This is a genomic window from Croceivirga sp. JEA036, from assembly GCF_011882165.1.
In the GTDB taxonomy this organism is placed as follows: Bacteria; Bacteroidota; Bacteroidia; order Flavobacteriales; family Flavobacteriaceae; genus Croceivirga.
On the sequence record NZ_JAATON010000004.1, the window covers coordinates 186,157 to 207,581 of the forward strand.

At 36.5% G+C, this 21,425-nt stretch carries 15 protein-coding genes; 11 read left to right on the forward strand and 4 right to left on the reverse strand.

The window, feature by feature from the left end; all coding sequences use genetic code 11:
* Window positions 1–29: 29 nt before the first annotated feature.
* Window positions 30–713 (reverse strand): cell division ATP-binding protein FtsE, encoded by a 684-nt coding sequence (locus HCO57_RS12135; protein WP_167989237.1) that lies wholly within the window; start codon window positions 711–713, stop codon window positions 30–32.
* Between the two features lie 145 nt (window positions 714–858).
* On the opposite strand from HCO57_RS12135, the gene HCO57_RS12140 reads away from it, so the two are divergent.
* The 3 genes from HCO57_RS12140 (at window position 859) to HCO57_RS12150 (ending at window position 6,877) form a co-directional block, all read left to right on the forward strand.
* Window positions 859–3,870 (forward strand): tetratricopeptide repeat protein, encoded by a 3,012-nt coding sequence (locus HCO57_RS12140; RefSeq protein WP_167989238.1) that lies wholly within the window; start codon window positions 859–861, stop codon window positions 3,868–3,870.
* Between the two features lie 14 nt (window positions 3,871–3,884).
* Window positions 3,885–5,636 (forward strand): TonB-dependent receptor, encoded by a 1,752-nt coding sequence (locus HCO57_RS12145; protein WP_245167588.1) that lies wholly within the window; start codon window positions 3,885–3,887, stop codon window positions 5,634–5,636.
* Window positions 5,637–5,770: 134 nt separating this feature from the next.
* Window positions 5,771–6,877: an OmpA family protein gene (locus HCO57_RS12150; RefSeq protein WP_167989239.1), complete on the forward strand. Its 1,107-nt coding sequence runs from the start codon at window positions 5,771–5,773 to the stop codon at window positions 6,875–6,877.
* 14 nt (window positions 6,878–6,891) lie between these two features.
* Here HCO57_RS12150 and HCO57_RS12155 read toward each other — a convergent pair whose 3' ends face one another.
* Window positions 6,892–7,221: a carboxypeptidase-like regulatory domain-containing protein gene (locus HCO57_RS12155; RefSeq protein ID WP_167989240.1), complete on the reverse strand. Its 330-nt coding sequence runs from the start codon at window positions 7,219–7,221 to the stop codon at window positions 6,892–6,894.
* A gap of 160 nt (window positions 7,222–7,381) precedes the next feature.
* Here HCO57_RS12155 and HCO57_RS12160 point away from each other — a divergent pair, with 160 nt between their 5' ends.
* Entirely contained in the window at window positions 7,382–8,464 is a 1,083-nt protein-coding gene (locus HCO57_RS12160) for an OmpA family protein (RefSeq protein ID WP_167989241.1), read from the forward strand.
* A gap of 43 nt (window positions 8,465–8,507) precedes the next feature.
* Window positions 8,508–10,130, forward strand: a complete 1,623-nt coding sequence (locus tag HCO57_RS12165) for an amidohydrolase (RefSeq protein ID WP_167989242.1) — start codon at window positions 8,508–8,510, stop codon at window positions 10,128–10,130.
* Between the two features lie 56 nt (window positions 10,131–10,186).
* Here the strand turns inward: HCO57_RS12165 and HCO57_RS12170 are convergent, their stop codons facing one another.
* The gene (locus HCO57_RS12170) at window positions 10,187–10,726 is read right to left on the reverse strand and encodes a DUF2911 domain-containing protein (protein ID WP_167989243.1); all 540 of its coding nucleotides are present in this window, start codon (window positions 10,724–10,726) and stop codon (window positions 10,187–10,189) included.
* A 258-nt stretch (window positions 10,727–10,984) separates the two neighbouring features.
* Here HCO57_RS12170 and asnB point away from each other — a divergent pair, with 258 nt between their 5' ends.
* The 3 genes from asnB (at window position 10,985) to HCO57_RS12185 (ending at window position 15,948) form a co-directional block, all read left to right on the forward strand.
* Window positions 10,985–12,655: an asparagine synthase B gene (gene asnB, locus HCO57_RS12175; RefSeq protein WP_136951137.1), complete on the forward strand. Its 1,671-nt coding sequence runs from the start codon at window positions 10,985–10,987 to the stop codon at window positions 12,653–12,655.
* 261 nt (window positions 12,656–12,916) lie between these two features.
* Window positions 12,917–14,857, forward strand: coding sequence for a DNA topoisomerase (ATP-hydrolyzing) subunit B (gyrB, locus tag HCO57_RS12180; RefSeq protein WP_167989244.1), 1,941 nt, complete (start codon window positions 12,917–12,919; stop codon window positions 14,855–14,857).
* A gap of 83 nt (window positions 14,858–14,940) precedes the next feature.
* A complete protein-coding gene (locus HCO57_RS12185) occupies window positions 14,941–15,948 on the forward strand; it encodes a DUF6588 family protein (RefSeq protein ID WP_167989245.1) in 1,008 nt (335 codons plus the stop codon).
* 75 nt (window positions 15,949–16,023) lie between these two features.
* Here the strand turns inward: HCO57_RS12185 and HCO57_RS12190 are convergent, their stop codons facing one another.
* On the reverse strand, window positions 16,024–16,386 hold the full coding sequence (locus HCO57_RS12190; RefSeq protein ID WP_167989246.1) for a lipocalin family protein: 363 nt from the start codon (window positions 16,384–16,386) through the stop codon (window positions 16,024–16,026).
* Window positions 16,387–16,608: 222 nt separating this feature from the next.
* Here HCO57_RS12190 and mdh point away from each other — a divergent pair, with 222 nt between their 5' ends.
* The 3 genes from mdh to secDF all read left to right on the forward strand — a co-directional run bounded on the left by mdh (window position 16,609) and on the right by secDF (window position 21,379).
* Window positions 16,609–17,535 carry a malate dehydrogenase gene (gene mdh / locus HCO57_RS12195; protein ID WP_167989247.1) on the forward strand — a complete coding sequence of 309 codons (927 nt, stop codon included), beginning with the start codon at window positions 16,609–16,611 and terminating at the stop codon, window positions 17,533–17,535.
* A gap of 138 nt (window positions 17,536–17,673) precedes the next feature.
* Entirely contained in the window at window positions 17,674–18,273 is a 600-nt protein-coding gene (locus HCO57_RS12200; protein ID WP_167989248.1) for a hypothetical protein, read from the forward strand.
* 124 nt (window positions 18,274–18,397) lie between these two features.
* A complete protein-coding gene (secDF, locus tag HCO57_RS12205) occupies window positions 18,398–21,379 on the forward strand; it encodes a protein translocase subunit SecDF (RefSeq protein ID WP_167989249.1) in 2,982 nt (993 codons plus the stop codon).
* The last annotated feature ends 46 nt before the right edge of the window (window positions 21,380–21,425 follow it).

Genomic DNA, 21,425 nt, shown 5'->3' on the forward strand with positions numbered 1-21,425 from the left:
TAATTTTAAAAGAATAGTAGACCAACTGCTTACACTGCCTTTTGTATTACTTCAAACATTTTGCCGCCATCGCACTTAATAGTTTTATGCGGGTACTTTAAAATTAGGGCATAATCATGGGTGGCCATTAAAATGGTACGTCCGTTATCATTTATTTCTTGTAGTACTTTCATCACCTCTACACTGGTTTGTGGGTCTAAATTTCCAGTGGGTTCATCGGCAAGAATCAATTCAGGGTCGTTCAGCAATGCCCTAGCAATAGCTATGCGTTGTTGTTCGCCTCCAGAAAGTTCGTGCGGGTATTTAAAGCCCTTTGTTTTCATGCCTACTTTATCCAAGACTTCTTCAATCTTAGCATTCATCTTGTTGGTGTCTGTCCAACCTGTGGCTTTTAGAACAAATAAAAGGTTGTTATTAATATTTCGGTCTGGTAATAACTTAAAATCCTGAAAAACAATTCCTAGTTTTCTTCTTAAAAAAGGAATGTCATTTTCCTTTAAAGTTTTTAAATCAAAATCAACAACGCTACCAGTACCTTGTCTAAGAGATAAATCACCATAAAGAGTTTTCATAAAACTACTCTTTCCGCTTCCGGTTTTACCAATAACATAGACAAACTCACCTTTCTTTACTTGTAGGGTAACGTTGCTTAATACAAGATTTTCATTCTGAAAAATTGAAACGTCTTGTAATTTTAAAATGGGTGTGGACATGTGTTCAAGATTCTTAGGCTAAAGGTAACAAGTTCTATGTATATCTAGATTTTTACTGCTAATTTTATCATAACCAAGGATAGTAACATACTTTGGCGTGGAATTTGACGTTAATGGAAATAAGCTTAGAGAGCACAGAACACTTATGAAGAAAAACATATATACCTTACTCCTTCTGGGGATGGGGCTTACTACAATTGCCTATGCCCAAGAAACCCAGATTTATACACATGATAATAAGTTATACCAAGATGCATTAGCATTGTATAATGAACAGCAATACCAAGCCGCGCAGGCTCTGTTTTATAAGGTTAAAGAATCTACAACAGACCAAGAAACAGAAGCAAATAGCGTTTACTATGTGGCTAATGCTGCTATACGTTTAAACCAACGTGGTGCAGATAAATTGATGGAAGATTTTGTGGAGCGTTACCCAACTTCTACCAAACGAAATTCTGCATTTATGGATGTGGCAGATTACTATTTTGAAACGGGCAAGTACCCAAATGCTTTAAAATGGTATAAAAAAGTAGAGCAAAATAGCATGTCTAAAAAAGACAAGGAACGCTTTAATTTTAATACAGGATACAGTTATTATGCCAGTAACAGACCAGACGAGGCAGAAAAATACCTTTCTAAGGTGACCAATTCTAACAAGTTTGGTAGCCAAGCTAAATATTATTTAGGGTATATTTCTTATGAACAAGACGATTATGATGAAGCTAACCAACGCTTTGACCAGATAAATGACCCAGAAATTTTAGAGGAAAAGCTATCCTATTACCAAGCCGATTTAAATTTTAAACTAGGCAAGTTTGAAGAAGCCATTGCAATGGCTAAAAAACAATTACCAAAGTCTGATAGAAGAGAGGTTTCTGAACTAAATAAAATCATAGGAGAAAGTTATTTTAACTTAGAAAAGTATGATCAAGCCGTTCCTTATTTGCAAGAATACAAAGGCAAAAGGGGTAAATGGAGCAATACAGATTACTATTTATTAGGTTATAGTTTTTATAAACAGGGCGATTTTGAAAGTGCTATTGGGCAGTTTAATAAAATTATAAATGGTACCAACAGCGTAGCACAAAATGCATATTACCATTTAGCTGAGTGTTATTTAAAGTTAGATAAAAAGTCCGAAGCATTAAATGCTTTTAGGAATGCAGCAAGTATGGATTTTAATGATGCGATTAGCAAAGATGCCTTGTTAAATTATGCACGATTAAGTTACGAGATTGGTAATGCTTATGAACCCGTGCCGCAGGTAATGATGTCCTATCTAGAAAAGTATCCTAAAGATGAGAATGAAGAAGAAATACAAAGTTTACTCGTAGACTCTTACATAACGTCTAAAAATTTTGCTGGTGCGATGGAGTTGCTAGAAAAAAATCCCTCCTTTGCTAGTGATGCTACCTACCAGAAAGTTGCATTTTACAGGGGAGTAGAATTATTTGCAGATACGGACTATACAGGTTCTTTAGCGGCTTTTGATAAATCCTTAAAGAAGAAAGAAAACGTGCAGTTGGCGGCTAAAGCGCAATTTTGGAAGGCAGAATCAGAATATCGCCTTAATCAGTTTGCACAAGCTTTAGGTAGTTTTAAAGCAGTGAACGGCTCAGAAATAGAAGAAATAGAGCAGTTAGATTATAATTTAGGCTACTGTTATTTTAAATTAAAGGAGTACAATAAAGCAATTAGCCATTTTAATAGCGCCGCTACCAATACTAATTTAGAAGAGGTGATAAAAACGGATGCTCTAATCCGTTTAGGAGACACTTATTTTGTAAGCAGTAATTATAATGGAGCTATTAAAGCGTATGACAAGGCATCATCTTACAATGGACCGGAAAGAGATTATGCTGCTTATCAAGTAGCGATGAGTAATGGGTTTTTAGGTAAGAATTCAGAAAAAATTTCGCAATTAGCTTCTTTCAATACGTATCATCCAAAATCTTCATTAAGAGATGATGCTTTGTTTGAATTGGCGAATACGTACATTAAAACCAATAAAGAAACAGAAGGCCTTGCTGCTTATGATAAATTGGTATCTCAATTTTCTAATAGCAAATTTGCACCGCAGGCGTTATTAAGACAAGGACTGGTACATTACAATGCAAGCAGAAATGAACAAGCCATAAATAAGTTTAAACATGTAGTATCAGAATATCCAAAATCCCAAGAAGCGGTACAGGCAGTAAGCACTGCAAAGCAAGTGTATGTAGATATAGGTAAGGTAAATGAGTATGCTGCTTGGGCACGTAATCTAGATTTTGTAGAAGTTACGGATAGTGAGTTAGAAGAAGCTAGTTTTGAGGCGGCTGACCGTAAATACGTAGAAGGTAAAACAGATGCAGCAGTAAAGGCTTTTGAAAATTACCTAAAAGAATTTCCAAATGGAGTTCATGCGGTACAAGCAAACTTTACATTGGCACAATTACACTTTAGTTCAAATAGAAAGGAGAAAGCTTTAGTTAACTATAAAAATGTTGCAGATAGAGGTAGTAGTGAATATATGGAGCAGGCTTTAACTCGTGTTTGTGAGATATACGTGGGTAAAGGTGATTATGCAAGCGCAATGCCTTATTTAAAGCAACTAGAAACGGTGGCGGAGATTAGTCAAAACCGAGTTTTTGCTCAAAGCAATTTAATGAAAGGGTATTACGATAAAAAAGAATATCAGCAAACTTTGGTGTATGCAGAGAAAGTATTGCAAGCCCCCAATTTAGATGATAGAATACGTAGCGATGCTAAAATAATGATTGCAAGGTCCGCTATAGAAACTGGAGATATGCAATTAGCAGAGCAGGCGTTTTCAGAGGTAAAGGAGATAGCAACTGGCAGAGCTGGGGCAGAAGCTTGGTACTACGATGCTTATTTTAAACGCCAAGATAACAATTATGAGGACTCTAATGTCTCTGTACAAAAATTGGTAAAAGATTTTAGTTCTTACAAAGAATGGGGCGGCAAGGGGCTATTACTTATGGCTAAGAATTTTTACGCTTTAGAAGATGCTTTCCAAGCCACTTATATTTTAGAAAGTGTGCAAGAGAACTTTAGTGAGTTTCCAGAATTGGTGGCAGAAGCTAAAGGAGAATTGGCCTTGATAAAATCGCAAGAAGCACAACGCAATTCATCCGTAAATCCTAACGGTAAATAATCTAGAGACACACTATGAAGATGATTAAATATATAGCAACTCTAAGTGCATTATTATTTGTGTTTTGGAGTAACGCGCAAGAAAAAGAAGATAATATAGGTACAGAAACAGTTACCGTAGTAAAACCATACGCACCATCTGTTTCTGATGCTTTTAAGGTAAAAACAGCTCCTAAAATTACAGATTCCATAGCGCTTAAAAAGAAACCTATAACCTACCATATTTTTTCCGTACCAGTAGCGTCTACTTTTACACCTGCAAAGGCAAAAGCAGCCAAAGTAGAACGTACTCCAGCACCTACTCTGTATAATAGCTATGCCGCCGTAGGGCTTGGTAATTATAATAATGCCTTAGTAGATTTTTATACGAGTAGAGAGTTGGGAAGAGATGAAAAACTATTAGATGTAGGGTTAACGCATCAATCTTCTAGAGGAGATATTAACAGCACGCCTTTAGAAACCGATTTTTACAATACGGACGCAGTTATCTCTTTGTCTAAAAAAGACATGGATTATGATTGGGGTACAGGCTTGGAACTTGGACATCAACTGTATAATTGGTATGGCTTACAAAGTGGTGTTTTTACTCAAGACCAAGTAGATAGTATAGATGAGCGTCAAAATTATTTTAATGCAGGGGTGAATGGTTTTATTAATGTAGAAGATTCGTTTTTTAAGCATGCGGAACTAGCAGTAAATCGTTTTTGGGATAGTCAAGAATCTGCAGAAATAAGGGCAAATGGTGCAGTAACTGTGGAGCTACCTATTACTTCAGAAATGGTATCCATTACAGCCAAGGCAGATTACGTTACAGGCAGCTTTGAGAACGCCAGCCTTAATAGTACTACAAACGAGATGGGCATAGACTACGGCCAGCTTATCACAGGAGTAAGTCCTTCTTTTATGGTTTATAGGGACGAACTTACGCTAAAATTAGGCGCTAATTTTGTGTACGGTTTAGACATGGAGCGTAGTGAGGGTAGTTTTTACATTTATCCTGCTGTAACGGCATCTTACCGTGTTATGGAAGACCAAGTCATTGCTTATGGTGGTATTGAGGGTAACTTGGAGCAAAATACCTATAAAAGTTTGGTGGCAAATAATCCTTATGTATCACCAACTTTGGGTATACAGCCCACAGATATGCAATACAATGCATATGCAGGTATTAAAGGACAATTAGTAAATAATATTGGGTATAATGTAAGGGCTTTTTATAAGGCAGAAAATAGAAAACCATTGTATTTGCTTAATCCATTAAATTCTGCTCGTTCAGAAGAAGGTTACGCTTACGGTAATTCGTTTCAAGTGTTTTATGACGATGTAAAAACTGTAGGCGCTTTTGCAGAGTTGAATTTCGATATCAATCGTAATTTTACCCTTGGTATTAATGGAGAGTATAATGTTTACAGCACAGAAACAGATAACCCGGCTTGGAACTTACCAAAACTAAAAAGCACTGTTTTTATGGATTATCAGATTACAGACCATTGGTATGCCGGTGCTAATTTATTCTTTGTAGGGGAAAGAGAAGATTTACAATCTATAGCCGCAGCAGGTATTCCTGCAAATGAATTTGAAGCTACACGGGTAACCTTAGATAGTTATTTTGATGCCAATGCGCATTTAGGATATCGTTTTAATGACCAGTTGGCTGTATTTGCTAAGTTTTCTAATCTAAGTAATAAGAATTATGAGCGTTGGAGTACCTACTATGTGCAAGGTTTTCAGGCTTTAGCAGGGATTTCTTATAAATTTGATTTTTAATTCATCGACGGATGTTTACCATCCGTCGACACTCTTGTATGTTTAAACTTTCTGTTTTGTAAGAAAAATATTTCGTTTTGTAGGTTTGTGGTGTAATAAGCTAATTAAACACTAACTAGTAATACGTACACCATATGAAACAGATAACTACTTGGAAGGCAACAAGTATATTCGTTTTATTATTTTCTATCTTAACTGGTATACAGGCACAAAACTTAGTGCATAACGGTGATTTTGAGAGTATGACTCAATGTCCGGATGGTCTTAGTAAGGTTAACGGATATGTAGAGTTTGTTACAACCCCTTCTAAAGGGACCACAGATGTATTTAGTAAATGTGCTCGTGGAAAAAGTAGTGTGCCCAGAAATTTTAGAGGATATCAAAAACCAAAAAGCGGTAAAACGTACATGGGAATGTATTTGTTTGCTGGTGGTGGATACAAAGAATACATTCAATTGCAATTAAAACAACAATTGGTTGCCGGAGAAAAATATACCCTTAAGTTTTATGTAAGTTTAGCGGAAGATTCACAATTCTCAGTGAAAGAAGTAAATGCCTTGTTTACTGGTAAAAAGATGGAATTTAGAAACACCTCCACTATTAATTTAAGAGACGTAGGGGAGCAGTATGGCAGTTATTCTTTAAAAAATATGAAAGCTCAAGCCAAACTTACCAATACAAAAATGTGGATACCTGTAGAATTAGAATATACCGCAGACGGCTTTGAAAAATTCGTAACCATCGGTAGTTTTGGTAAGGTGCCCAAAGATTATTTAATGAAGGTGCCAAATCCTGCCCCAGGTAGTGCACAGATGGCTTATTTCTATATTGACGATGTTAAACTAACCAAGCAAAGCAACATAGATTTAGACATAGATTATAACGAATCTTTTGTATTAGATAAGGTTAATTTTGATGAAAATAGTGCTACACTTGATCAGGCGTCAAAAGTATATTTAAAAGAATTGTATGCGTCCTTAGCCAATCCAGATAAAGACAAAGTTGTTTTAAAAGGGCATACAGATAATATAGGGAGTCAAGAATATAATTTAATGTTGTCAGAGAAAAGGGTTGCCTCTGTAAAAGCATATTTAGCCTCTTTAGGTATGCCTGCCGATAATATTAAAATTGAAGCATACGGAGAAAAACATCCTTTGTATAATGGATTAGATATGACTTCTTTGAGAAAAAATAGAAGAGTAGAATTTGTAATTACAGAGTTTGAAGACTTCCAAGAATAAAATTCGATTTTAGATTAGTTCTCGGTACGGCCAATCAAACTTTTGATGGCCGTATCGTATTTTAATACAATATCTTCAGTGCGGCCAGCACTTAACACAAAAAAGGTCTCTGGTTTAAAGCCTGCGGAGCCGATATCTAATTTCCAGTGAAAACCCTTTTCGCTTTCTAATTTAAAATAACCATCCACATCTGTGAATGTTGTTGTATCTGCACCCAAAATTTGTATTTGAGCCATGTAAACAGGTAGGCCTAATTCATCTATAACCTTACCTTTTACGGTATGTTGGCTATAGGCAAAAGTAAAGGCCGCAGACATAAATAACGCTGAGGTCAATTTGCGCATTACAGTAAGATTTGGATAGTGATAACGGTAACGCGCTAATATTTAGTGTCGCAAGAGTTTAATTACACCTTTTTTTCGATTAAAAGCATCAAAATGCAATAATGCCAATGGAGTGGCGTTTTTATTCCTGAAAACGAGAGCCTATAAAAATTGACCAACTATGACCAATTTTTACACTCGTTTAGTTCTGTTTTTTTGCCTTTTAGGTAGTTTTGGCTTGAGTGCGCAAAACCTTATTCTCAATCCTAGTTTTGAAGAGAAGAACAATTGTCCTTCTTCCGTATCAAACCTTAACGTATTACTTAAAAATGTTTCCATACCTACGGGTAGCTCAGGAGATTATTTTAATGCGTGTAGTACAGGAGATTTTTCAGTACCATCTAATTTTAGAGGTGCTGAGAAAGCAGCAGAAGGTGCTGGGTATACGGGGCTTTACTTTCATGCGTTAAAAGACTACAGAGAATATTTGCAATTAGGGTTAACCAAAACATTGCGAGAAAAATATCCTTACAGATTACAATTTAAAGTGAGTTTAGCAGAAAGTTCTGCCTTAGCATTACAAGAAATGTATATAGTCTTGTTGAATAAGCCATTGACATTACCTAACAATACTTTATTGACGGAAAATAGGTTGCATTTACAAGATGGGCTAGAATTTACCAAAGTGAGGCTTCAGCAGAATAGTACTCTGGCAAGCAAAGACGGATGGGTAACCTTAACTGCAGAATTTGAAGCAAAGGGTTTTGAAAAACACATTCTTATAGGAAATTTTGAAACAAATACCGGTACTAAAACGCAGGTGTTGACTTCCAAATCTACTACTAGCGATTATGCGTATTATTTTATAGACGATTTTGATTTACAAGAGTTGCCAAGAATTAATTACGAGCAGGACAAGATTTATGTGTTAGAGCGTAATCCGTACCAACCAAAAGGTTATGAATTAGACGATACGGCTATGGCCAACATTCAAAAAATATTTAAATTTTTAAAAGATAATGCAGAACTGCAGTTAAAAATTACGGGCCACTCAGACAACACCGGTAGTCCAGAGTATAACAAGTTTGTTTCTTCTTTGCGTGCAAGGGCGGTTGCTTTATATCTAAAAGAATTAGGTATAGAAGACAAGCGAATAGTGTGGGAAGGTGTAGGTAGTTCTAAGCCGCTACAAAAAGATGGGCTAAAAAAACAAGGTCTTGGAGAGCGCCGTGTAGAATTTGTAATGACACACTACCAAGATTAATGTAATACCATTTGCTTATTTTTGGTAAAAACCAAAAGCGCACATGAAAAAATATATGCTACCCTTAGTATTTTTAGTACTAGGGGTTTCTTGCGTTCAAAAGCAAGAGGTAGACTTAATTGTCAATAATGCTAAGATTTATACGGTAGACTCAGAGTTTTCAGAGGCTTGCTGTATGGCTATCCAAGATGGTAAAATAGTAGCTGTTGCAAAAACAGCAGATATTTATCAAAAGTACACTTCTAAAGAAATGTTGGATGCGGGAGGTAAAACCATTGTTCCTGGTCTAATAGATGCCCATTGCCATTTTTACGGCTTAGGATTAAATCAGCAAATTGTAGACTTAGTAGGTACAAATAGTTATGAAGAGGTGCTGGAGCGTGTTTCGGCTTTTGCCAAAGACAATCCGGCGAACGTAATTCGTGGTCGCGGGTGGGACCAAAATGATTGGGAGGTTAAGGAATTTCCTGTCAATGACAAATTGAATCAGTTATTCCCGGATAAGCCAGTAGTTCTTGAGCGTGTAGATGGTCATGCTTATTTTGTAAATAATGCTGCTTTACAGTTGGCAGGGATTACCAAAGAAACTAAGATAGAAGGTGGAGAAATAGTTTTGGTAAATGGAGAGCTTAGTGGTGTCTTGGTAGATAACCCCATGGCATTGGTAGATCAAGTTATGCCAAAACCAAACGTTGCATCACAAATTGAAGCACTAAAGGCGGCTCAAGAAATTTGTTTTGATTACGGGCTTACTACTGTGAACGATGCGGGTTTAGATAAAGCTACCATTTACCTAATAGATAGTTTGCAAAAGGCAGGAGAACTAGATATGCGTGTTTATGCTATGGTTAGTAATACACCAGAGAATTTAGACCACTTTTTAGAAAAAGGAATTTTAAAGACCGATAAACTAAACGTTCGTTCCGTAAAAGTATATGGTGATGGTGCATTAGGTTCTAGAGGAGCTGCTTTACGAGAAGAATATTCTGATAAGCCACATCATTTTGGTGCTTTAGTTACGCCTGCAGACCAAATTGATGCACTAGCGCAACGCATTGCTGCCACAGAGTATCAAATGAATACACATGCCATTGGAGATTCTGCCAATATCGTGGTCTTACGAGCATACGATAAAGCGCTTAAGGGAAAAACGGATAGAAGATGGAAGGTGGAGCATGCTCAAGTAGTTTCGCAGGCAGATTTTGATTATTTTGAAAAAGGAATTATCCCTTCAGTGCAGCCCACCCATGCTACCAGTGATATGTATTGGGCAGAAGACCGTTTAGGAGAAGAACGTATTAAAGGAGCTTACGCATATCAAACATTATTAAAGAAGGCGGGTAAAGTTGCCTTAGGTACGGATTTTCCAGTAGAGCAGGTTAGCCCATTCTTAACTTTCTACGCAGCAGTAGCACGCCAGGATACGGATAAGTATCCAGAAGGCGGTTTTCAAATGCAAGAAGCTTTAACTAGAGAAGAGGCTTTAAAAGGTATGACTATCTGGGCAGCCTATTCCAATTTTGAAGAGGATGAAAAAGGAAGTTTGGAACCTGGTAAGTTTGCAGATTTTACCATCCTAAGTTCTGATATTATGAAGGTGCCCGTAGACAGCATTCCACTGCTTAAGGCAGAACAGGTTTATTTATCTGGCAAAAAAGTAAAATAAAAAAATCCCCGATGCTTTGTTAGTATCGGGGATTCTAAGTTTTAAAGGGTATTTAATTACATAGTAACAGGTACGGCTACTCTTGTAGTATCCCAGCCCATTATTAAATGGGCACCACCATCTACTTCTTTAAAAGCGACAGAAAAGGCTTCTAAAGATTCAGAACCTTTACTTACTTTTCCGCTAACACGCACTACGTCTGCTGCATTGTCATAGGAATAAGCTCCCCATTGATTAAGGTTTTTATTTAAAATAATAGTCCACTCATCTGCGCCTGGAATAGTAAATAAAGCATAAGTACCTGCTTTTACAGATTCTCCTCCAAAATTTACATCTTTATAAAAAGTAATTTCTGCAGCTTCGTTAGCACCCGTTCTCCAAACTTTACCAGTAGGAGCCAATGTTTCTAAATCTCTTCCTTTTAATTGTGGTCTTCCGTAAATAACACGTACTGCTTTGTCACTTTCTTTGTAGCTCGTTGGGAAAGAAGCAATATCTGCAGGACTTTTGTCTAAACCGCTAAATTTTTGTGCAGTTAAATTACTAGTTGTTAAGAATACGGTAAGTAAAAGGCCTAATCCTAATAAATTCTTCATGATGTTTTTAATTTTTTTTTGAATCTCGTTTCTTGAGTCGTTAAAACTATAATGTACTTAACAGACAAACCTTAAACTGGCGTTAAATTTTTAGAATTCACTTTAAAACAATTTTTAAAGGATACTGTTGGTTTTATTATGATTAAACTTTATTTAGTGTTTTTTAGTTTTAATATGTAATTAAAAGGTTGATTATAGTTTCATCTCTGTTAGTCAATGCCCACATTTGTATTGTAATTTAAAATTAAATAGACGGATATGTGTGGAATTGTTTGCGCATTTGATTTAAAGCAAACTGCTGAGGTTTTAAGACCACAGTTGTTGGAGATGTCCAAGAAAGTTAGACATCGTGGGCCGGATTGGAGTGGTATCTATGCTGATGAGAAAGCTATTTTAGCACACGAAAGATTAGCAATTGTAGACCCTGCTTCTGGAAAACAACCTTTATTTAGTGAAGATAATAAACTGGTTTTAGCCGCTAATGGCGAAATTTATAATCATAGTGAACTTAGAAAGCAATTTGACGGAAAATATCAATTTAAAACACAATCTGATTGTGAAGTAATTCTAGCTTTATACCAAGAAAAAGGAACAGATTTTATTGATGAGTTAAACGGCATTTTCGGTTTTGCAATTTATGACACAGATAAAGATGAGTATTTCATTGCTAGAGACCATATGGGGATTATTCCATTATATATTGGATGGGATAAAAACGGAACGTTCTACGTAGCGTCAGAATTAAAAGCTTTAGAAGGTACTTGTACAAAAATAGAGCTGTTCCCTCCGGGGCATTACATGCACAGTAGTTCTGGCGAGTTTGTAAGGTGGTACAAAAGAGACTGGATGGAGTACGATGCTGTAAAGGAAAACGAAACAAGCATCCAAGCATTAAAAGATGCTTTAGAAGCTGCAGTACACCGTCAATTAATGTCAGATGTTCCTTATGGGGTATTGCTTTCTGGTGGTTTAGATAGTTCAGTTACTTCTGCTATTGCTAAAAAATACTCGCAAAAAAGAATAGAATCAGGAGATACGGCAGATGCATGGTGGCCACAATTACACTCTTTTAGTGTAGGCTTAGACGGGAGTCCAGATTTAGCGGCTGCACAAAAAGTAGCAGACCATATAGGAACTATTCATCATGAAATTAAGTTTACAATTCAAGAAGGTTTAGATGCTATAAAAGATGTAATCTACAACTTAGAAACATATGATATTACTACCATTAGAGCCTCTACGCCAATGTATTTAATGGCGAGAGTAATTAAATCTATGGGTATTAAAATGGTGTTGTCTGGTGAAGGTGCGGACGAGTTGTTTGGGGGGTATTTATATTTTCATAAGGCACCTAGTCCTAAAGATTTTCATGAAGAAACTGTACGTAAGTTAGACAAACTACATATGTACGATTGTTTGCGTGCAAACAAGTCTTTAGCAGCATGGGGTATAGAAGGTAGAGTGCCATTCTTAGATAAAGAATTTATGGATGTAGCCATGCGTATCAATCCAAAGGATAAAATGATCAATGGCGAGCGTATGGAGAAATGGGTAATCAGAAAAGCATTTGAAGATTACTTGCCAGAAAGCGTAGCTTGGAGACAAAAAGAACAATTTTCTGATGGTGTTGGCTACAGCTGGATAGATACGCTTAAAGCCTTGGTGGAAGAGGAAATAACAGATGAGCAAATGCAGAATGCACACTTTAAGTTTCCTATACAAACTCCAACTACAAAAGAAGAGTACTATTACAGAAGTATTTTTGAAGGGCATTTTCCATCAGATGCCGCAGCTAAAAGTGTTCCACAAGAGCCATCTGTAGCTTGTAGTACAAAAATTGCCTTGGAATGGGATGAGGCATTTAAAAACATGAACGATCCGTCTGGTAGGGCTGTAGCCAAAGTGCATACAGATGCCTACGTAAAATAAAGCTTGTTTTCATTTTAGAAGAGGAGTAGTTTTATTCATTTTAATTAGTCGATTGAAAGCGCCGCAAGGCGCTTTCTGTTTTACTATGAGTAAGTTATTACTAGCAGATAAGTATCGTGGATAATAAGCCTACTTTATCTTATTTTTTCACAGTAGTTTGTTGATAACTTGGTGGGGTAAAATGTGCTAAATACCACGTTTTGTATAGGTTTTGGTTATATTTGTAAGATTTGAAAAATGCAATAAACGCAGCTTTAAACTATGAGCGAAGAACTAAATAAGAAACAATATTCAGCAGACAGTATACAGGCCCTAGAAGGTATGGAGCACGTGCGTATGCGTCCGTCCATGTATATTGGAGACGTAGGCGTTAGAGGATTGCACCACTTGGTTTACGAGGTGGTAGACAACTCTATTGATGAGGCAATGGGTGGGTACTGTGATAACATTAAAGTCACCATTAATGAAGATAACTCAATTACTGTAGAAGATAACGGTAGGGGTATCCCAGTTGGCTTGCATAAAAAAGAAGGTGTGTCTGCCCTAGAGGTAGTAATGACAAAGATTGGTGCAGGTGGTAAATTTGATAAAGATTCCTACAAAGTATCTGGTGGTTTACATGGTGTTGGTGTTTCTTGTGTTAACGCATTATCCAATCACTTAAAAGCTACTGTACATAGAGAAGGTAAAGTTTGGGAACAAGAGTACGAAAGGGGTAAGGCGCTATATCCTGTAAAAAGTATTGGTGAAACCAATGTTACAGGTACTGTAGTTACCTTTTACCCAGACGATACTATTTTTACACAAACTACAGAATACAATTATGAAACCCTTGCTAACCGTATGCGGGAGTTGGCTTATTTAAATAAGGGAATCACAATTACCATTACAGATAAAAGAGAGAAGGACGAGAAAGGTGAGTATGTTGGAGAAACTTTTCATTCAGAAGAAGGTTTAAAAGAATTTATCAAGTTCTTAGATGCCACAAGAGAACCATTGATAAACCATGTTATTAGCATGGAAGGAGAAAAGAATGGTATTCCTGTAGAAGTAGCCATGGTGTACAACACAGGTTTTTCAGAGAACCTGCACTCCTACGTAAACAATATTAACACGCATGAGGGTGGTACTCATTTATCTGGTTTCAGAAGAGGTTTAACATCAACCTTAAAAAAATATGCAGATAGTTCGGGTTTATTAGATAAAGTTAAGTTCGAAATTTCTGGTGATGATTTCCGTGAAGGATTAACGGCCATTGTTTCTGTAAAAGTTGCAGAACCACAGTTTGAGGGCCAGACCAAAACAAAATTGGGTAACCGCGAAGTAACCAGTGCGGTAAGCCAAGCAGTTTCTGAGATGCTTACAGACTATTTGGAAGAGAATCCAGATGATGCTAAGCAAATTGTAGAAAAAGTAAAATTAGCCGCTCAAGCAAGGCATGCAGCTGCTAAGGCAAGAGAAATGGTACAACGTAAGAACCCTATGGGTGGCGGCGGATTACCAGGTAAATTATCAGATTGCTCTGACCAAGACCCAGAAAAATGCGAAATATTCCTAGTAGAGGGAGATTCTGCAGGGGGTACAGCTAAAATGGGTAGAGATAGGAACTTCCAAGCTATTTTACCATTAAGGGGTAAAATTCTTAATGTGGAGAAAGCCATGCAGCACAAGGTTTTTGAGAACGAAGAGATTAAAAATATCTACACGGCATTAGGTGTTACAATTGGTACGGAAGAAGACAGTAAGGCATTGAACTTAGAAAAGTTACGTTACCATAAAGTAGTGATAATGTGTGATGCGGATGTAGATGGTAGCCATATTGAAACCTTGATTCTTACCTTCTTCTTTAGATACATGAGGGAGTTGATAGAAAGCGGACATGTTTACATTGCAACACCACCACTATACTTGGTTAAGAAGGGTGCTAAAAAACGTTATGCTTGGAATGACAAAGAGCGCGATGAGATTGTAGAATCTATGGGAGGCCAAGCAGGCATACAACGTTATAAGGGTCTTGGTGAGATGAACGCAGAACAATTGTGGGATACAACCATGAATCCTGAGTTCAGAACTTTGAGGAGAGTAACTATAGATAATGCTACAGAATCTGATAGAATTTTCTCCATGCTTATGGGAGACGAAGTGCCTCCAAGAAGGGAATTTATAGAGAAAAATGCGGTTTATGCCAACATTGACGCATAGTTAGGTGTACATATAACGGTAATTTCACAACAAAAAAACCTGGTTTAAAGACCAGGTTTTTTAGTTTTAAGAAAAATAAACAGATGAAATACATAGCTCTTGTCTTCGCATTTGCCTCATTTTCTATAATTTCTGCTCAAACTAGTATTGGTAATTTGTTTGCAGCAGGGGTAGAAGATGCAGAACGTTTTGCCAATGCTTACTTTATGCCTGCAACAGAAGCAACCATATTTAGTATGTCTAACGGGTGGTATAATACTGCGGATGCAAAACCTTTGGGTGGTTTTGAAATTTCTATTGTTGGGAATATCACTGGTTTTAAGAATAAAGATGACAAACAGGCTTTTAACCTAGATACCGCAGATTATGAAAATATTCAATTTGCAGATGGTAGTACCTCAAAACTAGTTTCTACAGCTTTAGGAGACATTGAGGGTGTACGTGTTTTAATTGAAGATGAAAGTGGTTTATTTAGTGAGGAATTTGAGTTGCCTTCGGGTTTGGCAGGGGAGAACATCAATTTTGTGCCTACGGGTTTTGTGCAAGCCAGTGTCGGCCTTATTAAGGGAATGGAAGTTAAGGCTAGATTTTTACCTAAAATAGCCACGGATGATGTAAAAATAGGCTTGTTTGGTGCGGGTTTGCAGTACGATTTTACCAAACTTTTACCTGCAGATAAAATACTGCCTGTAGCTATTTCTGCAGTGATTGGATATACCAATTTAAACGGCGAGTATAATTTTACAGATGCTAATTTAATTGCAGGGGATAATCAGCGTATAGATGCCAATTTTAAAACTTGGAATTTTAGTGCTGTAGTTTCTACAAGAGAAATTCCTGTAATTAATTTTTACGGCGGATTAGGATATATTACTGGTACATCAGAAACGGCATTTTTAGGGACTTATGAAGCTAATGGTCCATTCTTTACTTCTACAGTTACTGATCCATTTACATTAAAAAATGATGCTAGCGGAATTGCTGCTACTTTAGGAACCAAGATAAAAATAGGATTTTTTAGACTTAACGTAGATTATAATATAGCTGAGTTTAATACACTAACAGCTGGGATGCATTTTGGCTTTAGATAAACATCCGAGTTAAGAGTATAAAAAAAGGCGCTTGATATACTTATCAAGCGCCTTTTTCAACTTTTTTAATATACATTATTGTTTGGTTGCGAAAATTTCACCGTTTTGCAATAATAGCTCAGGCAAATCCATGGTAAGTTGTAAAGGGTTTAGTTGGTCTACTTCGTACTTTAGGGAATAAACCCCGTTGTCTACTTCCCAGCTAAAGTCCGTAGAATATTCCAAAGAGCCATTTTTAAAACGCTCATACCTACCTAAGTAAACATCGTTAAATGTCCATTCTTCTTTCACGTTAGAATTTGTGTTTTTGGATGCGTCTTGTTGTAATTCGGTCTTGACCCAGACACCTAAAATAGGGTCATCGTTTTCCGGAATTTCAGAACAATTACTAACCAATACAATGGCAAAAATGCCCATAATGTATAAGAGCCTCTTCATAAGCATAACAATAAGATTTGGGATTATTAGAACGCTGTAAGAAAAGGTAATGTTGTAATTTTTCGATAAACGGTAGTGAAATGGTCGTTTATCGATGTTTAGAGATGATATTATAGAATTTATAACAAATTCTTATTCTTTTTAAACAATGATAAAAATCCTTAAAGAATGCTTTAAAATTCGCTATTTTTGGGCTGTTTAGAACTTAAAAAATCAATATAAATGAAAGTCACTGTAGTTGGTGCAGGCGCCGTAGGTGCAAGCTGCGCAGAATACATAGCAATTAAGAACTTTGCTTCAGAAGTAGTATTATTAGATATTAAAGAAGGCTATGCAGAAGGTAAAGCCATGGATTTAATGCAAACTGCTTCTTTAAACGGTTTTGATACTAAAATCACTGGTAGTACTAATGATTATTCTAAGACCGCCAATAGTGACATTGCAGTAATTACTTCTGGTATTCCACGTAAACCTGGAATGACAAGAGAGGAGCTAATCGGTATTAACGCTGGTATTGTTAAAACGGTATCTCAAAATTTATTGGAACATTCTCCTAACACTATCATTATTGTAGTAAGCAATCCTATGGATACTATGACCTACTTGGTGCATAAAACCACAGGTTTGCCAAAAAGTAGAATTATAGGTATGGGTGGTGCTTTAGATAGCGCAAGATTTAAATACCGTTTAGCAGAAGCTTTAGAAGCGCCAATTTCGGATGTAGATGGGATGGTAGTTGGTGGTCATAGTGATAAAGGTATGGTTCCGTTAATTGGACATGCTACTAGAAACAGTGTAAAAGTTTCTGAATTTTTAGACCAAGAAAAAATGGATTACGTAGTACAGGAAACTAAGGTAGGTGGTGCTACGCTTACTGGTTTATTAGGTACTAGCGCTTGGTATGCTCCTGGTGCAGCGGTTTCTGGATTGGTACAAGCTATTGCTTGCGACCAAAAGAAAATGTTTCCGTGTTCTACCTTTTTAGAAGGAGAATACGGTTTAAATGATATCTGTATAGGTGTGCCAGTAATTCTTGGTAAAAACGGTATAGAAAAAGTTGTAGAGATAGAACTTTCAGATGCAGAAAAGGCCAAAATGCAAGAATCTGCAGAAGGTGTTTCTAAAACTAACGGTCTTTTAGAGCTGTAGTACTTTACTGCATGTAAAAAGAGTAAGCCCTTTGTAGCAAGACTGCAAAGGGCTTGTTATTTATTAGAAGACAGCAAACAAGGGCATATATTGTAAAAAATATACTACCTAGCATTTAAATCTTTTTATATTTGCCGCATGAATGCAAAATGGTACGCTAGTATACTATTTATTATTCTGGCCTTACTTGGGCTAAGTCAAGAGCAAAAAAAGACCTCTAATCAACAAGTTTCTTTACAATTTGTAGATGTAGCGTTGTCTTCTGATACTGCTCATGAGGAGGTGTTGGTACTTATTACCCAAAAACTGCAGTTCCTTGGTGCAGATGCTATTGAGGTTGTGACTAATGATACCCAGCAGCTTAGTATCCGTTATTACAGCGCAATGGATGCCAATCTGGTAGAAGACTTTCTTACTGGAACTCCTATAACAACTGATGGAGAAGAATTTCCTGTAGAATTACCTAAAGAGAATATTCCGGAAAAATACCGTATTGTGGTATCTGACTTGCACATGCAGTTAGATAGCAATTTAATGTTACAAGCAACCTTGGTTACTAGTCAAGACCAAAAGCTTTATAAACTTACATACCCTACAATTGCTAATTTAATTGCGGCAGAACATAGCATAAAAAGAATAGATGTCCGTGGTTTGCAAGCAATCTATGGCGATAGTTTTAGTGTTAAGAAAAATACTTCGTATAACATCCCAGAGGTAAGGGCCGGCCCTATTGCCTAAGAAACAGAAAAGTTTCACTTCAACACAAAAATAAAAAATGTAGTAGCTAAAAGTGCTAGCAAACTACCGTAGTTGTCACAACTACAATAATTAGTAATCAACTTAAATTAAATTATTTAGTAGCATGCAAAATAAAGGATTAATAAAGCTTTTTGCGCTTCTTTTTGGTTTAGTGAGTATATATCAACTCTCTTACACTTTTATAACCAATAAGATTGAAAATGATGCAGAAACCTTTGCAGTGAATCAAATTTCTGAGGCAGAGGATAATTACTTGGCTAAAAGAGAAGCGCTAGAAACTTCTTATTTAGATTCCATAGGGAGTAACCCAGTTTTTGGATATACAACTTATGACGAGGCAAAGACAAAAGAGTTAAATAAAGGTTTAGACCTTAAAGGGGGTATCAATGTTACCCTACAGATTTCTGTTAAAGACATTTTAAAAGGATTAGCTAACAATACCAAAAATGCGGTATTTAATAAGGCCTTAGCAGATGCAGATGAAGCATCTAAAAATAGTGATGAGACCTATTTGGAGCTTTTCTTTAATGCTTTTGATGCAATTAAAGGCGAGACAAAATTAGCTTCTCCAGAAATTTTTGCGAACAAAGGTCTAAGCGATGAAATCAATTTTCAAATGACAGATAGCGAGGTTAAGCCTATCATCAGAAGAAAAATAGATGAATCTGTTGTTTCTGCGTTTGAAGTGTTGCGTAAGCGTATTGATGGTTTTGGTGTTACCCAGCCAAATATTCAAAGAGAAGGTAATTCTGGTCGTATTTTAGTAGAATTACCAGGTGCTAAAGATGTAAAAAGAGCTCAAGAGTTATTATCTAGTACGGCACAACTAGAGTTTTGGGAAACCTATTCTCAAAACAACCAAAGCTTAGGTTTATTCTTTGTAAATGCCAATGAAAAGCTTAGAGCAATTCTAGAGCCAGAGTCAAAGGAAGAAGAAGCCGTTAAGCCAGAATCAGAATTAGATTCTTTATTGTCAGATGTTGCAGAAGATACATTAGATGTTTCTTCAGCGTCTAATCCATTAATAAGTAAATTATTACCGCCAGTACCCGGTAGCCACGCTATTGCAAGAGTATTGGTTGCGGATACTGCAGAGATAGGTGGTTACTTAAGAATGCCAGAGGTTAAAAGGCTATTGCCTGCGGATATTCAGTTTACAAAGTTTGCTTTTGAAAAGCCACCAAAGGATTCTGAAGTTGCAGATTTATATGCTTTAAAATCTAATAGAGATGGTAAGCCTAGAATTAGTGGTGATGTTGTTTCTGATGCGCAAGATGTTTTTGATCAATTTAATAAGCCAGCGGTAAGCATGACAATGAATACCAAAGGAGCTAGAGAATGGGAAAAACTTACAGGAGATGCTTTTAATAACCAAACCGGTATTGCTATTGTTTTAGATAACAAAGTGTATACCGCTCCGGGAGTATCTACAGGACCTATATCTGGAGGACGTTCAGAGATTACAGGTACATTTACAATCAATGAAACTAAAGATATCGCAAACGTGCTACGTGCAGGTAAATTACCTGCCTCTGCAGATATTATTCAGTCAGAGGTTGTTGGTCCATCTTTAGGACAAGAAGCAATTGATAGCGGTTTTATGTCTTTCTTAATTGCAATGGCATTTGTCTTGGTATGGATGGTGTTCTACTATGGTAGAGCTGGTTTGTTTGCAGATATTGCTTTACTATTCAACATTGTTTTAATATTTGGGGTTTTAACTAGCCTTGGTGCGGTATTGACCTTGCCAGGTATTGCAGGTATTGTATTAACTATTGGTATGTCTGTAGATGCTAACGTGTTAATCTTTGAGCGTATTAAAGAAGAGTTAGCGAAAGGAAAAGGAAAATCGCAAGCCATTGCAGATGGTTTTGGTAATGCATTGTCTTCTATTTTAGATGCCAATATTACTACAGGTTTAACTGCAATTATACTGTTTATCTTTGGCTCTGGACCAATTAAAGGTTTTGCAACTACCTTATTAATCGGTATAGTTACCTCTTTATTTACTGCCATATTTATAACTAGGTTATTAGTAGACTGGTACATCTCTAGGAAAGGAAGAGAACTTGCATTCTCTACACCTATGACTAAGAACTTGTTCTCTAACTTAAGTGTAGATTTCTTAGGTAAACGTAAAATTGCCTATATCTTATCGGGTATATTAGTAGCTGTTGGGGTATTTTCTTTGGTTAGAAATGGGTTACAACAAGGTGTAGATTTTATTGGTGGTCGCTCGTACCAAATTCGTTTTGAGAAAGAGGTGAATCCATCAGAAATTGCTTCCGAATTGAACGATGAATTTGGTAGTGGTACCAATGTTAAAACATTTGGTGATGCTAACCAGATAAAAGTAACTACGCCTTATAAAGTAGAGGAAGAAGGCATAGAGGTGGATAATGAAATACAGAACAAGCTTTATACTTCTTTACAAAAGTATTTGCCAGATGGTACGTCTTTTGAAGATTTTACAGTAGGTGCCTCGGAAAAATCTATTGGTATTCTACAATCAACTAAAGTAGGACCAACGATTGCAGATGATATTAAAAAGAATGCTTATTTGGCTATTCTAGGTTCTTTAGCAGTAGTATTCTTGTACATTTTATTCCGTTTCCAAAAATGGCAGTTTTCTTTAGGGGCTGTGGTAGCGGTATTCCATGATGTTATGATTGTATTGGGTATTTTCTCTTTAACAAGTGCTATAATGCCTTTTAACATGGAAATAGACCAAGCATTTATTGCGGCAATACTTACGGTTATTGGTTATTCCTTGAATGATACTGTGGTTGTTTTTGATAGAATTAGGGAAATTGTAGGCCTTAAAGGTTGGAGTGCTGGTGCGCATGTAAATGAAGCTTTGAACAGTACCTTAAGCCGTACGTTAAATACCTCTTTAACTACATTAATAGTGTTATTGGCCATCTTTATTTTTGGAGGTGAAAGCTTAAGAGGGTTTATGTTTGCTATGATTGTGGGTGTATTAGTAGGTACGTACTCATCGGTATTCATTGCAACGCCAATTATGTACGATTCTTTGAAGAAGAAAATTTCTTCTGGTGCGGTAACTGCTACAGAGGAAGCGTAAACGTTATAATTTAATTTTAAAAAAAAGCCATCTGGAAACAGATGGC

Bases quoted from the DNA above. Each gene is read 5' to 3' on its own strand.
- HCO57_RS12135 (WP_167989237.1), bottom strand. From the start codon at position 713: ATGTCCACACCCATTTTAAAATTACAAGACGTTTCAATTTTTCAGAAT.
- HCO57_RS12140 (WP_167989238.1), top strand. From the start codon at position 859: ATGAAGAAAAACATATATACCTTACTCCTTCTGGGGATGGGGCTTACT.
- HCO57_RS12145 (WP_245167588.1), top strand. From the start codon at position 3,885: ATGAAGATGATTAAATATATAGCAACTCTAAGTGCATTATTATTTGTG.
- HCO57_RS12150 (WP_167989239.1), top strand. From the start codon at position 5,771: ATGAAACAGATAACTACTTGGAAGGCAACAAGTATATTCGTTTTATTA.
- HCO57_RS12155 (WP_167989240.1), bottom strand. From the start codon at position 7,221: ATGCGCAAATTGACCTCAGCGTTATTTATGTCTGCGGCCTTTACTTTT.
- HCO57_RS12160 (WP_167989241.1), top strand. From the start codon at position 7,382: ATGACCAATTTTTACACTCGTTTAGTTCTGTTTTTTTGCCTTTTAGGT.
- HCO57_RS12165 (WP_167989242.1), top strand. From the start codon at position 8,508: ATGAAAAAATATATGCTACCCTTAGTATTTTTAGTACTAGGGGTTTCT.
- HCO57_RS12170 (WP_167989243.1), bottom strand. From the start codon at position 10,726: ATGAAGAATTTATTAGGATTAGGCCTTTTACTTACCGTATTCTTAACA.
- asnB (WP_136951137.1), top strand. From the start codon at position 10,985: ATGTGTGGAATTGTTTGCGCATTTGATTTAAAGCAAACTGCTGAGGTT.
- gyrB (WP_167989244.1), top strand. From the start codon at position 12,917: ATGAGCGAAGAACTAAATAAGAAACAATATTCAGCAGACAGTATACAG.
- HCO57_RS12185 (WP_167989245.1), top strand. From the start codon at position 14,941: ATGAAATACATAGCTCTTGTCTTCGCATTTGCCTCATTTTCTATAATT.
- HCO57_RS12190 (WP_167989246.1), bottom strand. From the start codon at position 16,386: ATGAAGAGGCTCTTATACATTATGGGCATTTTTGCCATTGTATTGGTT.
- mdh (WP_167989247.1), top strand. From the start codon at position 16,609: ATGAAAGTCACTGTAGTTGGTGCAGGCGCCGTAGGTGCAAGCTGCGCA.
- HCO57_RS12200 (WP_167989248.1), top strand. From the start codon at position 17,674: ATGAATGCAAAATGGTACGCTAGTATACTATTTATTATTCTGGCCTTA.
- secDF (WP_167989249.1), top strand. From the start codon at position 18,398: ATGCAAAATAAAGGATTAATAAAGCTTTTTGCGCTTCTTTTTGGTTTA.